The sequence below is a fragment of the uncultured Bradyrhizobium sp. genome, assembly GCF_947648125.1.
Classification (GTDB): Bacteria; Pseudomonadota; Alphaproteobacteria; order Rhizobiales; family Xanthobacteraceae; genus Bradyrhizobium.
On sequence record NZ_CANSMR010000002.1, the window covers coordinates 325,615 to 341,662 of the forward strand.

A 16,048-nucleotide genomic window follows, 5' to 3' on the forward strand; every position below is an offset into this window, starting at 1 on the left:
GATTATTCGAACGGCTTCGAGAAGCGCCCCATGTGACGTTCGGCACCGCGAACGCCTACCCGGCGATCTCGCGCTGCCCGAGGCAGATGGTTGGGAGGTCCATTGTGCCATCAAGGCAGGTATCGCGAGTGGCGCGGCGTCGGTCGGGATCGGGCATGTCGCGGAGAGCATCAAGACCACCCGCGTCGGCGCCAGCGGCATCATACTGCCTAACCACGCACCATTCGCCAAACGTAGGACGGATTAGCCTTGGGCGTAGTCCGCCGCTTCGGTAGCAACAGTTACGGCGGGTTAGGCTACGCTAACCCACCCTACGCAGCTATGCTGTTGAACGACAGATCAGCGAGCTAGCCTACGCCTCAGCCAACACGCCACCAGACGAAACCCCGCCCGCCTCGACCCGCCGGTTCTTCTCGTCCACCATCACCACGCGCGGACGAAACCTGCGCGCTTCCTCGGCATCGAAGCCGGCATAGGCGACGATGATGACCTTGTCGCCGGCCATGGCGAGGCGCGCGGCGGCGCCGTTGAGGCCGATGGTGCCGGAGCCCGCCGGCGCCTCGATCACATAGGTCGAGAAGCGCGCGTCGGTGTCGATGTTGTAGATGTCGACGCGTTCGTTGATTAGGAAGCCGGCGGCCTCGATCAGGTTGCGATCGATCGAAATCGAGCCCTCGTAGTGCAAGTCCGCTTCGGTGACACGCGCGCGATGAATCTTGCCCTTCATCAAAGTCACTTGCATCGAGCCCATCCCGTATCGTTGCGTCGGAATTCTCCGCGCCCGCCAATAGGGACCGCGCGGCTCGCGGTCAATATGTGCCGCACGACCGGGTGTATCCTTGCGTCGGTAGGTTTGTTCTGAGATCGCCGCCTGCTTCGGTCGGAATCGGCTTCATGTCGCGGTGCACCTGGAATAATTGCGCTGCAATTCGCCCGTAAGCGAGCATAGCATTATCTTGTCATGGATTGCCTGGCAGCGAGCATAAGGCGGATCAGCCCACCGGGTCCGCCCGTGGCGCGGCCCGATGATAGGCTCCGGCGTAGTCCCCTTCTTCGCTGGCAATGGTCGCGGCGGGTTGTACTCCGCTTCAGACGCCAAGCGTGGTGAGGCGATCGAGTAATTCGACAATCGCTGCTCGCCCTCGGGGAATGTAGGCGATTAACTCTTCCTCTTTCCCATGAGGATATCCGATCAGATTGGCCATTGAGTTGAATACGATGGAGCGAAAGGCTTCTTGCCCGACGGTCCGTCGAGGCCAAGCCGCGTAGACTTCTCGGACCTCAGCGTGATTGGCGCCGATCAAGGTTTCAAACTCCCAATCAGGAAAGAAGCTGCCCTCTATCGTTGCCCGAAGGGAGCATCTACCTATGTCGATCTCCTCGGGAGAAAGAGCTTCGGCAAGAGACTTCATCGAGATCCCACGACCGTTACGATACGCGGGGCGCATATCGCCTCGCTCATAGCCCTACTGGCCGGCACGCTTTTCAAGAAGCAGCGTGCGGTCGGAGATGTCCTGCAATTCGAACGCCTGGGAGTCGAGGAACGCGACGGACCCGTTGTTGGGGTCCGCGGCGAGGCGATGGGTTTCACCCAGATGGTGCTTCAGCCAGGCCCGCTGCTCGGTCTGCAATTGCGCGTGCGCCTCGCCCTTCGACTTTGCGAGCAGCGTTTGATAAGCGGCGTTGAGCCTGATGTCCCACTGCGCGATTGCGGCCTTGCCGCAATCGAGCATCTTGGTTGACACCCCTTCGGCCTTGTCCATGCACGCATCGTACTCGGTGCTTTGCTGCGCGCGCACCGACAAGGTCCCGAGCACGAGCGTAGCTGCAACAATGACAAGCCTTCGCGAATACATGACCACGTCCAAATCACCCCACCCGCATTTGCGGACAACCATCGTCGCACGAGAGCAGTGCGTAGGGCGGATTAGCCGAAGGCGTAATCCGCCACCTCGCTCGCAACAGTCGCGGCGGGTTACGCTTCGCTAACCCGCCCTACGGCGTCACGCCGCCTTCGCTTCCTTCTCCACCGGCGCGGTTTCCATCGCGCGCATGTAGAGATCGAGCAGGGATTCACGCTCGTCGCGTTCGTCCTGGTCCTGCTTGCGCAGCTTGATGATCTCCTTGAGGATCTTCACGTCAAAACCTTCGCCCTTCGCCTCCGAGAAGACTTCCTTCTTCTGCTCGCTCAGTTCCGCCATTTCAGTGTCAAGGTTCTCGATCCGCTCGACGAAGGAACGAATTTTTCCGCCGGGAATGGTGATGTCAGACATGGTGCCTCTTTGCTGAATGAGGCCGTGAAAATGAAAGCAAAGAGATGACCAATGTCTTAAGCATGCGCGATCGCCGCGGCGTCTCGATAGCGGAGGTATTTGCGTGAAGGTGGTGTAGGATGGGTAGAGCGCAGCGAAACCCATCGATTTTTACCCGCGGCGCCAATGATGGGTTTCGCTTCGCTCTACCCATCCTACGAATCCGGAGGGAAGCTCGTCACTCACGCGTCGCCCGCCACCCGCAAAGTGATCCGCGTCAATTCGGACGGGCGGCCGAGCCGCAAGGCAAAGCCCGGCCATAGCGCGGTGCCGTTGTTGACATAGAGCGTCATGCCGTCGACGTCGTAGCGGCCCGAGACGAAGCCGGCATTGGCGGGCGCGGCCAGGCGGTCGATGCCCAGGATCAATCCGCCATGGGTGTGTCCGGAGAGTTGCAGCGCGACGCCGAGCGCAGCCGAGTTTCGTGCGTCGCTCGGCTGATGATCGAGCAGGACGGCGGGCGCGCCCTTGGGGGCGCCTTCGAGCACCGCGGCAAGGTCGCGGACGGGATGCTTCCTGCGGCGCGACGCGCGGTCGGTAATCCCTGCGATCACCAGGCGGCCGCCGCCGCGTTCGAGCACGATGTGCCTGTTCTCGAGCGAGCGCAGGCCGAGCGCAGCGTAGTGCGCCATCCAGGCGTCATAGCCGAAGATATATTCGTGATTGCCCGAGATCACGTAGACGCCATCGGCGGCCACAAGATCCCGCAACGGCTCGATGTCCTTGCGCCGCGCATCAATGGTGCCGTCGATCAGGTCGCCGGTGATCGCGATCAGGTCCACGCCGAGCTTGTTCGATCGCGCGACGACCTCGCGCGCCCATGACGCCGGAAACAGCCGGCTGATGTGCAGATCGGTCAGTTGCAGGATGGTGTAGCCGTCGAACTGTCGCGGCAGCCCGCTTATGCCGACTTCGATATCTTTCAGCGGCGGAATTCGCATGGCCTGATGGACGCCGATCGCGGCGGCTGCGGCCGCCACGGCAGCAAATGCGTAGCGGACGCCGTCAGGCGCGCCGACGAAGCCGCCGTGGATCAGGGCCGCGACCAATAGGCCAGCATCGAGCGCCAGTTGCAGCAGCGCCAGCAGCATGATCGTGCCGAACGCCCAGTTGAACAGGACGACCACCGGACGCGGAAACTCCGGCGAGAATTCCGATCCCGACGACCATCGGTTCCAGCGGTGAAACTGCAAGGCGACCAGCACGAGCAACGCTGCGACGATCTTTGCCGGGAGCGGCCAGTCGAGCGGCCAGATGAAGCGGGCCAGGATCAAGAGACTGGTCAGGCCGAAAATGAGTTGGGGAATAGGTTCGCTCCGGATCGGATCGGTGGGTGCTGGGCGGTCTGCGCACAGCGAAGGTAGGGTGGATCGGCCGCGCGCGTAACCCGCCGTCATCAGCACATTTTCGGCAAGTAATGCCTCGCTGAAGCGCGCTGCGCGCTCAGCTTTGCTGTGGAGCAAGGCGGACATCGCCCCAGCAAGGCCGGAGACTGCGTCGAAGCTTCGATGGCTCCAGGCACCTGCCCCATCAGCGGCGGCCAAAACTCCCCTCAAAATAGAACTTGAACATTGCTCATTTTCCTGATCAATTATTGAACAATGTTCATTTATGCTGGGAGCCGACGATGCAGACGACCTTCCGGATGGACGGATTGACCGGGTCCGAGCGGCCCGCGAAACCTTGGATGAAAGTCGCCCCGACGATCATCACGCTCGGCATCATTGCGGCATTCGCGGTCCACGGACGCATCGCGCAGCCGGCCAACTACAACCATTTCGCCGACCACTCGGCCGTCTTCGGCATCCCTCACGCAGCCGACGTCCTCTCGAACGCAGGCTTCGCCCTGGTCGCGATCTGGGGCTGGCTGGCGCTGCGCCCTCACCGCAATAGCGATCAGCTTCGCGCCGGATGGCCGGGCTACCGCCTGTTGCTGATCGGATTGTTCCTGACCGCCTTCGGGTCCGCTTTCTTTCACCTTGCGCCCGGCAATGGCCGGCTGACCTGGGACATGCTGCCCATCGCGCTCGCCGGCGCGGGCTTGCTCGTCGGCGTTCGCGGCGACACCCGGCCGGTATCGAAGACGAACCTGGGATCGAAGACGAACCTGGGATCGAAGACGAACATCGAAGCGATCGTGCTCGCCCTTTACGCCACCGCCAGCGTCGCATGGTGGGTCACGACCGACAGACATGGTGCGGGCGACCTGCGGCCGTACCTGTTGTTGCAGATCCTCCCGCTGATCCTGATTCCGCTCTGGCAGTCGATCTATCGCGCGCCGCGCGCCGAGCGCATCGCCTTCGCCGCCGCGATGGGGCTGTACGTTGTGGCGAAGATCGCCGAGGTGCTCGACCATCGGATCGCAGACTCGCTTGGCTTCGTCAGCGGACACACGTTGAAGCATCTGATCGCGACGGCAGCCACGGCTGCGATCGTCTGGGGGCTCACGCGACGATTTTCCGGCGGCGGCGGTCGATCAGGGCCGTAGGATGGGTAGAGCGAAGCGAAACCCATCAACTTTATATCCGCGTGGAGGAATGATGGGTTTCGCTTCGCTCTACCCATCCTACACGGCAGCCATCTCACCTGGGTGGCGGCCGCCCGCATTTTTTTCGGAATAATAGAAAATATCATTGAGTTGCCCGACGCGTCAAGTCGCTTCTCCGGGTCGCGGCGGCCACAGCTACTTTGCATGGGGTTGTTTTCGATATTTTGGGGCGGGCAGCTTTGCCGCTTCAGCGCACCTCGGTCGGATCAGGCGGATTGACCCGCGTGGCGACTGTATCCATATGCATCTGCATGAAACGGCAGCCCAGCCGTTTCGCACCCACCGTGGACACAGCCTGATACCACCGGCCTCGTCCCTTGCGCACCCTCCTCTAGTTCCGGAGCTCCCGTGGCCGCCCTCTCCATTCTCGATCTCGTCCGCGTCACCGAAGAGACCGACGCGCGCGGCGCGCTCTACAATGCGCGCGATGTCGCTCGCCATGCCGAGTCGCTCGGCTATCGCCGGATCTGGGTGGCGGAGCACCACAACATGGCGGGCATCGCGAGCGCCGCGACATCGGTCGTGATCGGGCATATCGCGGCGGGAACGAAGACCATCCGGGTCGGCGCCGGCGGCATCATGCTGCCGAACCATGCGCCTTACGTGATTGCCGAACAGTTCGGCACGCTGGCGCGGCTGTTTCCTGATCGTATCGACCTCGGGCTCGGCCGCGCGCCCGGCACGGACCAGCTCACCTTGCGCGCGCTGCGCCGGACGCCCGAATCCGCCGAGAACTTTCCGCAGGACGTGCTCGAGGTGCAGGCCTTCCTCGCCGCCGCCGGTCCCAACCAGCGCATCCAGGCGGTGCCGGCCGCGGGCACCGACGTGCCGCTGTGGATTCTCGGATCAAGCAATTTCGGCGCGATGCTGGCCGGCGAGCTCGGCCTGCCCTACGCCTTCGCCTCGCACTTTGCCCCCGAGCTCCTGATCCAGGCGCTGCAGATCTATCGCGCGCGCTTCAAGCCGTCGGAGCAGCTCCAGCAACCGTACACCATGGTCGGCGTCAACATCATCGCCGCCGACACCGACGCGGAAGCGCGGCGGCTTGCCACCACGCAGCAGATGTCGTTCACCAACATCTTCCGCGGCGCGCGCGGCCTCAGCCAGCCGCCGATCGACGACATCGAGAGCTACTGGTCGCCATCGGAAAAGGTCCAGGCGATGCGGATGCTCGCCCGCACCATCATCGGCTCGCCCGAGACGGTGCGTGCCGGGATCCACGCGCTGGTCGCGGAGACCGGCGCCGACGAATTGATGATCGTGTCCGACGTCTACGATCACCAGAAGCGGCTGCGATCGTTCAAGCTGATCGCCGAGGCCGGCGGCATCACGCCGCAAGCGTAGCGTCACGCAGCCGACCGCTGCCGCTTCGTGCGCGGCAGCGGTTCAGGGTTCGCAAGTCTGCTCAGTGCGCGGCGACGGCTTGCGGCACGGCATGGCTGGCGCGGTTGTCGAGGCTGAGCGCGCCGGCGCCGAACGCTGCGATCTGCAGCAATCCGCCCGCCATCATCACGTTCTTCAGGAAGTGGATCATCTGGTTCTGGTCGGCGAAATTGCTGTGGAACGCGATCGCGGTTGCGACCGAGAACACCGCCAGCGCCAGCGCCACGGCGCGGGCCTGATAGCCGGCGATCAGCAGCAGACCGCCGCCCAGTTCGACGACGACCGCGACCGCAAAGGCCACCAGCGGAAACGGCAGGCCGACCGCACCGATCAGACCGGTGGTGGCCGCATAGGAGCCGAGCTTGCCGAGGCCGCTCATGGCGAACGGGAGGCCGATCAGAAGCCGGCCGGCGAAGGGAAGATATTTGGAAGCGCTCATGGTCGTGATCCTTTCTTGCGTGAATGAGTTCGGCGTGCCGTCCGTGGCCTCGCCGGTCGCGAACCGTCTTGCTGTCCGCTTCGTCCCTGTTATCGCCCCGCAGCCGCCGATCGATTAGTCGGCCGATTTCAGACGGATCGTTCCACTGGGAGAACGATCGCGGGGCATGCGCCGGGGCATCCCCGCTCCGGAATCCGGATCGCGCAGCGTCGTTCAGTCAGTGGAACGCTCCGTCTGACAAATGCCGGCTAATGCAGCCGATCGATCGTCTCTACGATCCCATGCATCGAAGGAGACGGACCATGTGCGACATCCTCAAACACAACCTGCTCAAGGCCCTGCGCGGCTTCCAGCACGCCTACCTCACGCCGGTCGCCCGGGACGATGACGAGGACGATGGCGACATCGCAACGCCGAAGACCAGCCTGGACGACGGCTGGTGAGGCCGCTCGCGAGGCCCCCTCGCCGCCATGCAGGCTTTCGCGGCACCGCCTGTCGAACGGCTTTCCGGTCGACAGGTGGCGATTCGGCGTTGAAAATCGAAGGGAACTATGATGCGGATGAATGATCTGGTCCCGCCCGACGCGGGCGGAATTGACCTGGCAGTGCCCTTCATGCGGGACTTCAACGATCTCTATTTCTTCGCGGCGGTGGTCAAGCACGAGGGGTTTTCCGCCGCGGCCCGCGCGCTCCGCCTGCCGAAGTCCAGGATCAGCCGCCATGTCGCGCTGCTGGAGGAGCAACTCGGCGTTCGCCTGATCGAACGCTCGACGCGCCGCCTAAGCATCACGGCGATCGGCCGCGACGTCTATCGGCATGCCCAGACCGTGGTCGACGCCGCGGAGGCCGTCGATGAAGTCGCCTTGCGGATGAAATCCGAGCCGCAGGGCCTGATCCGCATCGGCTGCCCGGTCGGCGTGCAGCGGGCGCTGGCGCCGAAATTGCCCGAGCTGTTCGCCAAATATCCGCGCCTCAGGGCGCAATTCCTTATCACCAACCGGCCGATCAATCTGATCGAGGAGCAGGTCGACGTCGCCATTCGCATCCGCGACAGCCTTGATACCGACAGCGAGATGCAGATGCGCAGGATCGGGACCAGCCGCAGGCTCCTGGTCGCGAGCCCGGCCTTGCTCAAGGCGCACGGCGCGCCCAAGGCGGCAGGCGATCTTGCCGGACTGCCGATCCTCGATGCCACGGAAACGCCGGGCCCGCGCATATGGGAACTTTCAGGCCCGCGCGGGCAAAAGGCTTCGGTCGCCGTCGAGCCGAAGATTTCGGCGGGTGACTTCACCATTCTCATTCATGCGGCCCAGGCCGGGCTCGGCATCGCGCTGCTGCCCGAGCTTCAATGTCAGGCCGCACTCAGCGAGGGCAAGCTGGTTCGCGTTCTGCCGGACTGGAGCGCCAGGGAGGGCATCATCCACCTGGTGTTTCCGTCCCGCCGCGGCATGTTGCCCGGCGTCCGCGCCACCATCGATTTCCTGGCCACCGCGCTCAAGGCGCAAATTTAGCCGACTCAGGTCTGGCGCGCTCAAGGCTGGCTGGCCCAAGCCCGGCTGGTCCGTCCTGCGCGCTTGCCGCTCCGCCGCACACGGCGCGGTTTTTTCTTGCTTTGCCCGCGCCCGCCCCTACGGTGCGCCCGTCACAACGGAGACGATTTCGACAATGGATGCGGCCATGAACTGCCCGAAATGCAATTCCGAGCATGCCTATCAGGATGCTGCTCTCTGGGTCTGCCCGGAATGCGCCCATGAATGGAGCGCCGAGGCGGCCGCGGTAGCCTCGCAGGAGGCAGGCGTGCGTGATGCCCACGGCAATCCGCTGGCGGACGGCGACAGCGTCATCGTGATCAAGGATCTCAAGGTCAAGGGATCGTCATCGGTCGTCAAGGGCGGCACCAAGGTCAGGAACATCCGCCTCACCGAGGGGAGCGACGGACACAACATCGCCTGCAAGATCGACGGCATCGGCGCGATGAACCTTAAATCCGAGTTCGTGAAGAAGGCCTAGCGAGCATAGCGTGTAGAGCGGATTAGCCGACTACGTTCGCCGTAGCTCAACGAGCGAAGACGGAAGGCGTAATCCGCCGTTTCTCGCGCGCCATCGGCGGGTTACGTTGCGCTAACCCGCCCTGCGCATTTCCCTACACCCTGCTCAATGCCTGCGCGATGTCGGCGACCAGATCGGATGGATGCTCGATCCCGATCGAGAGCCGGATCGTCGTATCAAGCACCCCGATCTTCTTCCTGATATCGGCCGGCACGCCGGAATGCGTCATCGTCGCCGGCAGGCTCGCGAGCGACTCGGTGCCGCCGAGGCTCACCGCGAGCTTGAATATCTGCAAGCTGTTGAGGAATTTTTCCGCGGCTGACTGCCCGCCGACGATGTCGAACGAGAAGGTCGAGCCGGCGCCGCTGCTCTGGCTTGCGAACACACGCCCCGCCGGTGACGCCGCGTCGTGATGGCCAAGATAGTGCACCTGCGCCACCTTGGGATGGTCGCGCAGATAGTCGGCGACGATGTGCGCATTGCGATCGGCCTTCTCCATGCGCAGGCTGAGCGTTTCCAGCGAACGGCTGATCATCCAGCAGGAATGCGGATCGAGCTGGGTGCCGATCGCGCCGCGCAGCGCCTTGACGTCCTTCATCAGCTTCTTCGATCCGAGCGCCGCGCCCGCGATCAGGTCGGAGTGGCCGCCGACATATTTGGTCAGCGAGTACAGCGACAGATCGGCGCCGTGCTCGATCGGGCGCTGAAACACCGGCCCGAGCAGCGTATTGTCGCAGGCGATGATCGGGGTAAAGCCCTGCGCCTTGCCGATCGCGTCGGCGACGCGCCTGATAAGCGCGATATCGACCTGGCCGTTGGTCGGATTGGCCGGTGTCTCGATGAAGATCATCGCGACGCGGCCCTTCTTCATCGCCTCGTCGGCAGCGGCGCGGATGATGGTCTCGTCGAGGCCGTCGGCAAAGCCCACGGCTTGAATCGAGAACCCCGCCAGCGTCTTGGCGAATAGCGTTTCCGTGCCGCCATAGAGCGGCTGCGAATGCAGGATGACGTCGCCGGGCCGCGCGAAAGCCAGCACCGTGGTCGAGATCGCCGACATGCCGGAGGAGAACAGCGCGCAGCTCTCGGTGCGCTCATAGATCGCAAGCCGGTCCTCGACGATCTCGCTGTTCGGATGATTGAAGCGCGAATAGACCAGCCCCGCTCCCATGCCTTCCGGAGGCTCGCGCCGGCCCGCGACGAAATCGAAGAAGTCCTTGCCGTCCTCGGCAGTCCTGAACACGAAGGTCGAGGTCAAAAAGACCGGTGGCTTGACGGCGCCCTCCGACAGCTGCGGATCGTAGCCGTAGTTCAGCATCTGGGTTTCCGGATGCAGCAGGTGATTGCCGATGTGGGTTCTGGACGGAAACGGTTTGACCACGGCCAGTCTCCTTGTCTCGAGGATCGCCGCATCGGCTGATCCATAAGAATCTGCCGCAAGCATACTCCACCTTTGTGCCATTCCGCCAAAACACTGCATCGAACACCCTGGAAAACGAACGGCCGGCGTGCGCCCTGCGCCGCCGGCCGTTCGGAAAACCATGGCTCGCATCGTGCGTGCGTGATGTCACTCAGCTGACGACATCAGGATAGATCGCCGACACGGGCTGCGCACGCAGCAGTGAATACGCGGCTACCAGCTGCGATCCACATTGCGCACCTCGCCGGTTCGCGCGTCGACATCGACTTGCATCCAGCGGCCGCGATAATCCCGGCCTTCGATCTCCCATTCGTCACCAAGGAACTCGGTGTTGGACACTGTCACGATGCCGATGCCAGTCGCAACGTCGAGCGCGGCCTGCATCGAGAGCTGGCTGGCGGAATCATAGGCCATCGCCGGCGTCGCTGCGCCGATCGCCAACGCCGCTATGGCGGGAAAAATGAAGCTTCGCATCAGTCACTCCTCATGGAACGGGATGTCATGCCGCATAAACGAACGGCGCACCCAATCAGTTCCGACAACAGGGGTGACAGAGCAGCGCGAAACTTCAGCAGTTGCGGCAATTTGGTGGCAGTTTTGGTTTCACCTACGCGCGCTGCGTGGCTTGTGCGCGCTCTTCTTCCACATCCGGAATCCACCCTCGAACGCGTTGGCGTTGTCGCCGAACCTCACCTTCGGTGGCGGGTTGTCGACCTTGTCGGCATTGCCGCCGCCGAGCACGATGTAATCGGGCTCCAGCGCCGCCGACAGCCGCGCGATGACGTCGTCGACGCTCTTGCGCCATTTCTTCCGGCCGCGCCGCTCGAGGCCGGCGGCGCCGACATAGTCCTCGAACGTCCCGTCCTTGCGATAGGGCAAATGACCGAGCTCCATCGGCTCGTAAATCCCCTCCACGATCATCGCCGAGCCAAGCCCTGTACCGAGGCCGAGAAACAGCATCCGGCCGCCCTGATAGCTGCCGATCGCCTGCATCAGCGCATCGTTGACGACCTTCACCGGCCGGCCGAACGCGCCGTGAAAATCGAAGCCGGCCCAGCCGCGGCCGAGATTGTGCGGCTCCGTCAACGGACGGTCGTGCACGACCGGTCCGGGATAGCCGATCGAGATCACGTCATAGGACCAGTCCTTGGTCAGCGCCTTGACCTGCCGCACCATCTCGGTGGCGGACAGCGTTGGACCCGACTCGAATTCGCGCTTGATGCGCTCCTTGTCGGTCATGACCTTCACATGGGTGCCGCCGATGTCGATCGCCAGCACCGTCCGGCGCGACGCGGGCCTTTGCGCCTTCTTGCCTGTCTTCCTGCTTGTCTTCTTGCCTGTCTTCCTGACCATCAGTGCGATCTCTTTTGCGCGCGCCGAGTGGAGCAGAGAAACGCATCGCGCGCTACAGCTCCGTTCTGCATCTGACTCCAATTTGTTCACGAGGAACGAATCGGAATCGAGAAAATCGGCGCGGCTCAGGCGTTAACAAGACGTGTGCGCCCGACGCGTCCGAGCGACTGATGTTGTCCCGAGATGGGATAATTGCTCCCGGCGCGGAATATCTCCGCGCATTTCGGGCGCGCTGCGGTCGATCGCTTCCCCGATCAAGCGACGACTCGCATCGCAGCCACGTTCCCCATCCGACTCCAGTTTGTTCGCGAGGAACGAATCGGAATCGAAAAATCAGCGCGAAGCGATTCTTAACAACGCGTTTGCATAACTTGCCGCGGATGCATTTCGTAGCGCGGATCAGCGTAAGCGTAATCTGCCATTTCTCGACAACGTCGTACCGGCGCGCTACGGCTCGCGCCTCATCGGCGACGCTTTGCGCGGAGCCGTTTGCTGCCCCGCCCTGCGCGCTGCGCGAGCCGCCACTCTTCGACATGAAGCCAAAGCGCTTCCGCGACCGGTCCGCGCGCATGCTGCCGATGGCGGATCGCCGCCAGGTGTTCCTCGCGGCCCGGAAAATTCGGTCCCGCGATGCTGATCAGCCGACCATCGCTGAGCTCATCCTCGATCAGCCACGCCAGCAGATGGCCCCAAGGAATCGCTGAAGGATTCATGCGCAACTGGTTTCCCGCAACGATGCTGGCTGCGCCGAACGAGATTGTCGACGAATTCCGCAACCTGGCGCTCACCACTCCGCCGCGCGGCCTCGCCGGCTGTTACGCCGCACTGCGCGACGCCGATCTTCGTCGCATCATCTCGCTGATCGCGGCGCCGACCTTGGTCATCGGCGGTGAGAGCGACACCGTCACGCGGGCCAGTCACAGCGAAGAGATTGCGGCGACCATCACCAATGCAAAGCTCGTTCTGCTGCCCGGCGTTCACATTCTCAATGTCGAACAGGCGGATCGATTCAACGATGAAGTCGTGAGCTTCCTGCAAGGCGCACCCTAACTGTTCTCCATCCGACTCCATTTTGTTCGCAAAGAACGAATCGGAATCGAGCAAATCGGCGCGAAGCAAATCCTAACAACACGTTTGCAATTTCGAACCGTGATCGACTTTGTAGGGCGGATTAGCGAAGCGTAATCCGCCCTCGGTCTGTAGCACCTGAGCGGCGGGTTACGCTTCGATAACCCGCCCTACGCATCGTCCAGCCTCATACGCAAGCCCAGGCCGCAGCGCGCGCATCTTCTCGGCAAGCCTGTGGCTTGACGTCTCCGCCGCATGCGCGAGCCGGTTGACGAGCGCGACATAGTCCGCGTCGCTCTTGTGCTGGTTGAGCTTCGACTGGCCCTCGATCTGGTCGACAACGAGATCGATCACCCGGATTCCCGCCAGCATCGCCTCGCGCTTGCCGGGCTCCATCTGCGTGAGGTCCCAGGGTTGCTTCGGCAGCCGTGCCTCGGAGACAGCGAGCAGCGCGTCGCCGTGGCCGCGGTTCTCGCCGTGATCGCGTAGATGCGCGACGCCCGACAAATGCACCGCCTCGTAGAGCCAGGTGGAGACGTTATCGCGCGAGACGTACCAGTCGTTCGAGATGTAGGCGTCGTCGCCGGAGACGATCAGCAGGAAGCGCCTGACGCCGTCGGCAAGCTCGACCAGCGGATTCTTCGCGGTGAGATGGATCTGCACGATGACGCGATCGTCGCGCCGCTCGATCACGAACGGCACATGGGATGCCCGCGGGCCGCGCGCATCGGCGGCGACGATGGCGCCGAAGCCGCGCGCCGCCGCAAAGGCCAGCGCGTGGTCGTCCTCGATGCGAAATTGGGGACGGAGGATGTGCATGGCGGCGGCGCTCGCGGCTGGAGGGAGACGACCCAGCGAAGCTAGCGCAACTTTTGCCGGAGATCACCGCCATGCACCGTCCGGCTCAGCAGATCATGGCATTGTCGCCATGATCGCAGACGCCGCCGGGCTGGTCCCGGGGCAGCGTTTCGAACTCCCCGAAGCGCGGCACGGCCATGCGCGGCGGTCCGCCACCTAAGCGGCCGGTGGCCGCGGCATGTCCCTTCACGAATGCGGATGGGCCGGCCGGGACTTCGCGCGTCATGGCCGCTGTCGTCAGCATGCCGAGGGCGAGCAAGCCCGCCGCGACGTGTTTGATCATGGTCATCGAGCGTCTCCTGCTGGATTCAACAGGATGGGACCTTCTCGCCGGCCTGCTGAAGCGTTTTCGCTAGAACCATGACGAGCGGCACCATCCGATTATTCCGCGACGACGCAGCGAATTTGCCTGTGCTGCGGCTCAGTTCGACACATTCGATTGATCGGAGCGTGACCGCCGGGACCGAGACACGAGCGGCCGCAACCGAGCCTGCCTGCGCGCAATTCAAATCCGGTTGCGGGACCTGCGACAAAACAACCCGACGGGCAACTCGGCAATAAGCGTCAAGCTGCGTCCCCACAACAACTGTCATCGCCCGGCTTGACCGGGCGATCCAGTACGCCGCGGCCTCTCGGTTCGAGCACAGGCGTCTCTGGAATACCGGATCGCCCGGTCAAGCCGGGCGATGACACCGAACTTGTTCGAGACCGCGCCACACATTCGATGTCGTCCTGGCGAAAGCCAGGACAACGATGGGGCAGATTGCGGGCTCAAATCTATCACCGTCGCGCTTCAAGACGACCGCTTCGCGGCCCCCTCAACGTGGCGGTGCCTATAGAGCATACGCTCGAGATCCCAATCCACCGTTGAACTCGCGCCAACTCGCGGGTTACGCTGTCACCAATCGCGCCCCCTCGCTGGAAGGATCACCATGAACGGCAATCGATATTATGGCGTGCGCGTCGAGGGCGCGAAGTACGGCGTGGGGTTCGGCTCGGCGCTGGCGATTGCGATCTCCTACACCAAGAACCATTCGATCCTGTGGGCGATCATCCACGGTATCCTGGGCTGGCTCTACGTGATCTACGCCGCGCTGTTCGGATGATGCGGACAACATGACCGTCATCTCGATCCAGTCACAGGTCGCCTGGGGCCATGTCGGCAACAGCGCGGCCACCCTTCCGATCCAGCTGCACGGCATCGACGTCGTCGCCGTGCCGACCACGCTGCTCAGCAACCGGCCGGGCTATCCGACCATCCGCGGACGGGTGCTCGACGTGCAGCTGGTCGCCGACCTCTTGCGCGGCATCGAGGAGCGGGGCGCGGTCGAAAGCGCCCGGATGATCCTCTCGGGCTATCTCGGCTCGGCCGACATCGCGATTGAGGTCGCCGACTTCGTCGCCCGTGCGAAAGCGGAAAACCCGGCCCTGCTCTATTGCTGCGATCCCGTGCTCGGCGACCGCGACCGCGGCATGTTCGTGCGATCGGACATCCCGCCGCTGGTGCGCGACCAGCTCTGTCCGCTGGCCGACATCATCACGCCCAACCATTTCGAGTTCGAATTCCTCTGCGGCACGCGGGTGACGACGACCGACGACGTCATCGCGCAAGCCCGCGCGCTGATGGCGCGGGGGCCTGCGACCATCGTCATCACCAGCGCGGAGCTTGCCGGCACGCCCGACGGCGAGATCGAGACGCTGGCGATCGAGCGCACGGGAGCGTGGCGCGTGCGCACCCCGCGCGTGCCGATCAGCCCGTCCGGCACCGGCGACCTGTTTGCCGCGCTGTTCGTCGCCGCCCGCGTGCGTGGCCTGGCGACGCCGGAGGCGCTCAGCCACGCCGCGTCAGGCATCCACGGCGTGCTGGTGCGCACGGCGCAGAGAGGAACCGAGGAAATGCGCATTGTCGAAAGCGCTGAGGTGATGCTTGATCCGAAGCCGCGCTTCACCGCGGTCGCGATCCCTGCATCCTGACATCCGGGACACATTTCATGATCGACATCACCACCCTCCTCACCTACGCCGCCGTCGTGCTCGGCCTGTTCCTGATCCCGGGGCCAGCCGTGCTGCTCGTGCTCGCGCGTTCGGTCACCGGCGGGCCGCGCGTCGGCGTCGCGACCGGGTTCGGCATCGCGCTCGGCGACCTCGTCCACACCGCCATGGCGACCTTCGGCCTGTCGGCCGTGCTGATGACCTCGGCGCTCGCGTTTTCGATCGTCAAATATGCAGGCGTGATCTACCTGATCGTGCTCGGCGTCCGCGCTTTGTTCGAGAAAAATGACGACCTGCATTTGCCGGCATCGCAGCCCGTCGATCCCAGGCGCGCGTTCCGGCAGGCGATCTGGGCAGAGATGCTCAACCCGAAGACCGCGCTGTTCTTCCTCGCCTTCCTTCCCCAGTTCGTGCATCCCGGTCACGGCTCGGCCGTGGCGCAGTTCGCAACCCTCGGCCTGATCTTCGTTGCGATGAGCGCCGCCTACACCTCGCTGCTCGCGCTCGCCGCCGGCCAGATCGGCCCGTGGATCCGACGGCATCGCCGCATCGGCCAGTGGCAGGGCCGCGTGGTCGGCACGATCTACATCGCGCTCGGCATCCGCCTCGCGTTTCAGGAGCGCTGAGCC

The 16,048-nt window shown here is 63.8% G+C and carries 21 protein-coding genes and 1 pseudogene; 10 read left to right on the plus strand and 12 right to left on the minus strand.

All coding sequences use genetic code 11. The annotated features are described in order from the left end of the window. Positions 1 to 118: 118 nt before the first annotated feature. A pseudogene (locus Q0030_RS05040) lies at positions 119 to 223 on the plus strand (alkane 1-monooxygenase); the annotation flags it as partial. 129 nt (positions 224 to 352) lie between these two features. Here Q0030_RS05040 and panD read toward each other — a convergent pair. From panD to Q0030_RS05065, 5 genes are all read right to left on the minus strand, one after another. Then, complete coding sequence (panD, locus tag Q0030_RS05045) at positions 353 to 742, minus strand: aspartate 1-decarboxylase (protein ID WP_298363622.1); 390 nt, start codon at positions 740 to 742, stop codon at positions 353 to 355. Between the two features lie 346 nt (positions 743 to 1,088). Further along, positions 1,089 to 1,412 carry a hypothetical protein gene (locus Q0030_RS05050; RefSeq protein ID WP_298363625.1) on the minus strand — a complete coding sequence of 108 codons (324 nt, stop codon included), beginning with the start codon at positions 1,410 to 1,412 and terminating at the stop codon, positions 1,089 to 1,091. A gap of 54 nt (positions 1,413 to 1,466) precedes the next feature. Continuing rightward, on the minus strand, positions 1,467 to 1,898 hold the full coding sequence (locus Q0030_RS05055) for a lysozyme inhibitor LprI family protein (protein WP_298363627.1): 432 nt from the start codon (positions 1,896 to 1,898) through the stop codon (positions 1,467 to 1,469). Positions 1,899 to 2,003: 105 nt separating this feature from the next. After that, entirely contained in the window at positions 2,004 to 2,273 is a 270-nt protein-coding gene (locus Q0030_RS05060) for a DUF2312 domain-containing protein (RefSeq protein ID WP_298363629.1), read from the minus strand. A gap of 221 nt (positions 2,274 to 2,494) precedes the next feature. After that, entirely contained in the window at positions 2,495 to 3,619 is a 1,125-nt protein-coding gene (locus Q0030_RS05065) for a metallophosphoesterase (protein ID WP_298364575.1), read from the minus strand. Positions 3,620 to 3,939: 320 nt separating this feature from the next. Here Q0030_RS05065 and Q0030_RS05070 point away from each other — a divergent pair, with 320 nt between their 5' ends. Together Q0030_RS05070 and Q0030_RS05075 are read left to right on the plus strand one after the other, a co-directional pair. Further along, positions 3,940 to 4,800, plus strand: coding sequence for a hypothetical protein (locus Q0030_RS05070; protein ID WP_298363630.1), 861 nt, complete (start codon positions 3,940 to 3,942; stop codon positions 4,798 to 4,800). Positions 4,801 to 5,208: 408 nt separating this feature from the next. Beyond that, on the plus strand, positions 5,209 to 6,204 hold the full coding sequence (locus Q0030_RS05075) for an LLM class flavin-dependent oxidoreductase (RefSeq protein ID WP_298363631.1): 996 nt from the start codon (positions 5,209 to 5,211) through the stop codon (positions 6,202 to 6,204). A gap of 61 nt (positions 6,205 to 6,265) precedes the next feature. Here Q0030_RS05075 and Q0030_RS05080 read toward each other — a convergent pair whose 3' ends face one another. Continuing rightward, positions 6,266 to 6,682 (minus strand): DoxX family protein, encoded by a 417-nt coding sequence (locus tag Q0030_RS05080; RefSeq protein ID WP_298363633.1) that lies wholly within the window; start codon positions 6,680 to 6,682, stop codon positions 6,266 to 6,268. A gap of 302 nt (positions 6,683 to 6,984) precedes the next feature. Here Q0030_RS05080 and Q0030_RS05085 point away from each other — a divergent pair, with 302 nt between their 5' ends. The 3 genes from Q0030_RS05085 (at position 6,985) to Q0030_RS05095 (ending at position 8,692) form a co-directional block, all read left to right on the plus strand. Further along, positions 6,985 to 7,125 (plus strand): hypothetical protein, encoded by a 141-nt coding sequence (locus Q0030_RS05085; RefSeq protein ID WP_298363634.1) that lies wholly within the window; start codon positions 6,985 to 6,987, stop codon positions 7,123 to 7,125. A 117-nt stretch (positions 7,126 to 7,242) separates the two neighbouring features. Further along, complete coding sequence (locus tag Q0030_RS05090; RefSeq protein WP_298363636.1) at positions 7,243 to 8,193, plus strand: LysR family transcriptional regulator; 951 nt, start codon at positions 7,243 to 7,245, stop codon at positions 8,191 to 8,193. Positions 8,194 to 8,347: 154 nt separating this feature from the next. Then, entirely contained in the window at positions 8,348 to 8,692 is a 345-nt protein-coding gene (locus Q0030_RS05095) for a zinc ribbon domain-containing protein YjdM (protein ID WP_298363643.1), read from the plus strand. Between the two features lie 133 nt (positions 8,693 to 8,825). Here the strand turns inward: Q0030_RS05095 and Q0030_RS05100 are convergent, their stop codons facing one another. From Q0030_RS05100 to Q0030_RS05115, 4 genes are all read right to left on the minus strand, one after another. Then, entirely contained in the window at positions 8,826 to 10,109 is a 1,284-nt protein-coding gene (locus tag Q0030_RS05100) for a cystathionine gamma-synthase family protein (RefSeq protein WP_298363645.1), read from the minus strand. A gap of 252 nt (positions 10,110 to 10,361) precedes the next feature. Further along, entirely contained in the window at positions 10,362 to 10,622 is a 261-nt protein-coding gene (locus tag Q0030_RS05105) for a PepSY domain-containing protein (RefSeq protein ID WP_298363646.1), read from the minus strand. Positions 10,623 to 10,751: 129 nt separating this feature from the next. After that, positions 10,752 to 11,501, minus strand: coding sequence for an ROK family protein (locus Q0030_RS05110; RefSeq protein WP_298363647.1), 750 nt, complete (start codon positions 11,499 to 11,501; stop codon positions 10,752 to 10,754). A gap of 461 nt (positions 11,502 to 11,962) precedes the next feature. Beyond that, positions 11,963 to 12,220: a hypothetical protein gene (locus Q0030_RS05115; protein ID WP_298363648.1), complete on the minus strand. Its 258-nt coding sequence runs from the start codon at positions 12,218 to 12,220 to the stop codon at positions 11,963 to 11,965. Here Q0030_RS05115 and Q0030_RS05120 point away from each other — a divergent pair. After that, positions 12,213 to 12,551, plus strand: coding sequence for an alpha/beta hydrolase (locus Q0030_RS05120; RefSeq protein WP_298363649.1), 339 nt, complete (start codon positions 12,213 to 12,215; stop codon positions 12,549 to 12,551). The two genes, Q0030_RS05115 and Q0030_RS05120, sit on opposite strands and share 8 nt — an antisense overlap. A 168-nt stretch (positions 12,552 to 12,719) precedes the next feature. On the opposite strand, the gene Q0030_RS05125 is transcribed toward Q0030_RS05120, so the two are convergent. Both Q0030_RS05125 and Q0030_RS05130 read right to left on the minus strand, forming a co-directional pair. After that, positions 12,720 to 13,388 (minus strand): FMN-binding negative transcriptional regulator, encoded by a 669-nt coding sequence (locus Q0030_RS05125; RefSeq protein ID WP_298363650.1) that lies wholly within the window; start codon positions 13,386 to 13,388, stop codon positions 12,720 to 12,722. 85 nt (positions 13,389 to 13,473) lie between these two features. Then, complete coding sequence (locus Q0030_RS05130; protein WP_298363652.1) at positions 13,474 to 13,716, minus strand: hypothetical protein; 243 nt, start codon at positions 13,714 to 13,716, stop codon at positions 13,474 to 13,476. Positions 13,717 to 14,359: 643 nt separating this feature from the next. Here Q0030_RS05130 and Q0030_RS05135 point away from each other — a divergent pair. The 3 genes from Q0030_RS05135 to Q0030_RS05145 are packed head-to-tail and all read left to right on the plus strand — an operon-like array spanning position 14,360 to position 16,045. After that, positions 14,360 to 14,533, plus strand: coding sequence for a hypothetical protein (locus tag Q0030_RS05135; RefSeq protein WP_016840760.1), 174 nt, complete (start codon positions 14,360 to 14,362; stop codon positions 14,531 to 14,533). 10 nt (positions 14,534 to 14,543) lie between these two features. Next, positions 14,544 to 15,401, plus strand: coding sequence for a pyridoxal kinase PdxY (pdxY, locus tag Q0030_RS05140; RefSeq protein WP_298363653.1), 858 nt, complete (start codon positions 14,544 to 14,546; stop codon positions 15,399 to 15,401). A 17-nt stretch (positions 15,402 to 15,418) separates the two neighbouring features. Next, complete coding sequence (locus Q0030_RS05145; RefSeq protein ID WP_298363654.1) at positions 15,419 to 16,045, plus strand: LysE family translocator; 627 nt, start codon at positions 15,419 to 15,421, stop codon at positions 16,043 to 16,045. Positions 16,046 to 16,048 lie beyond the last annotated feature (3 nt).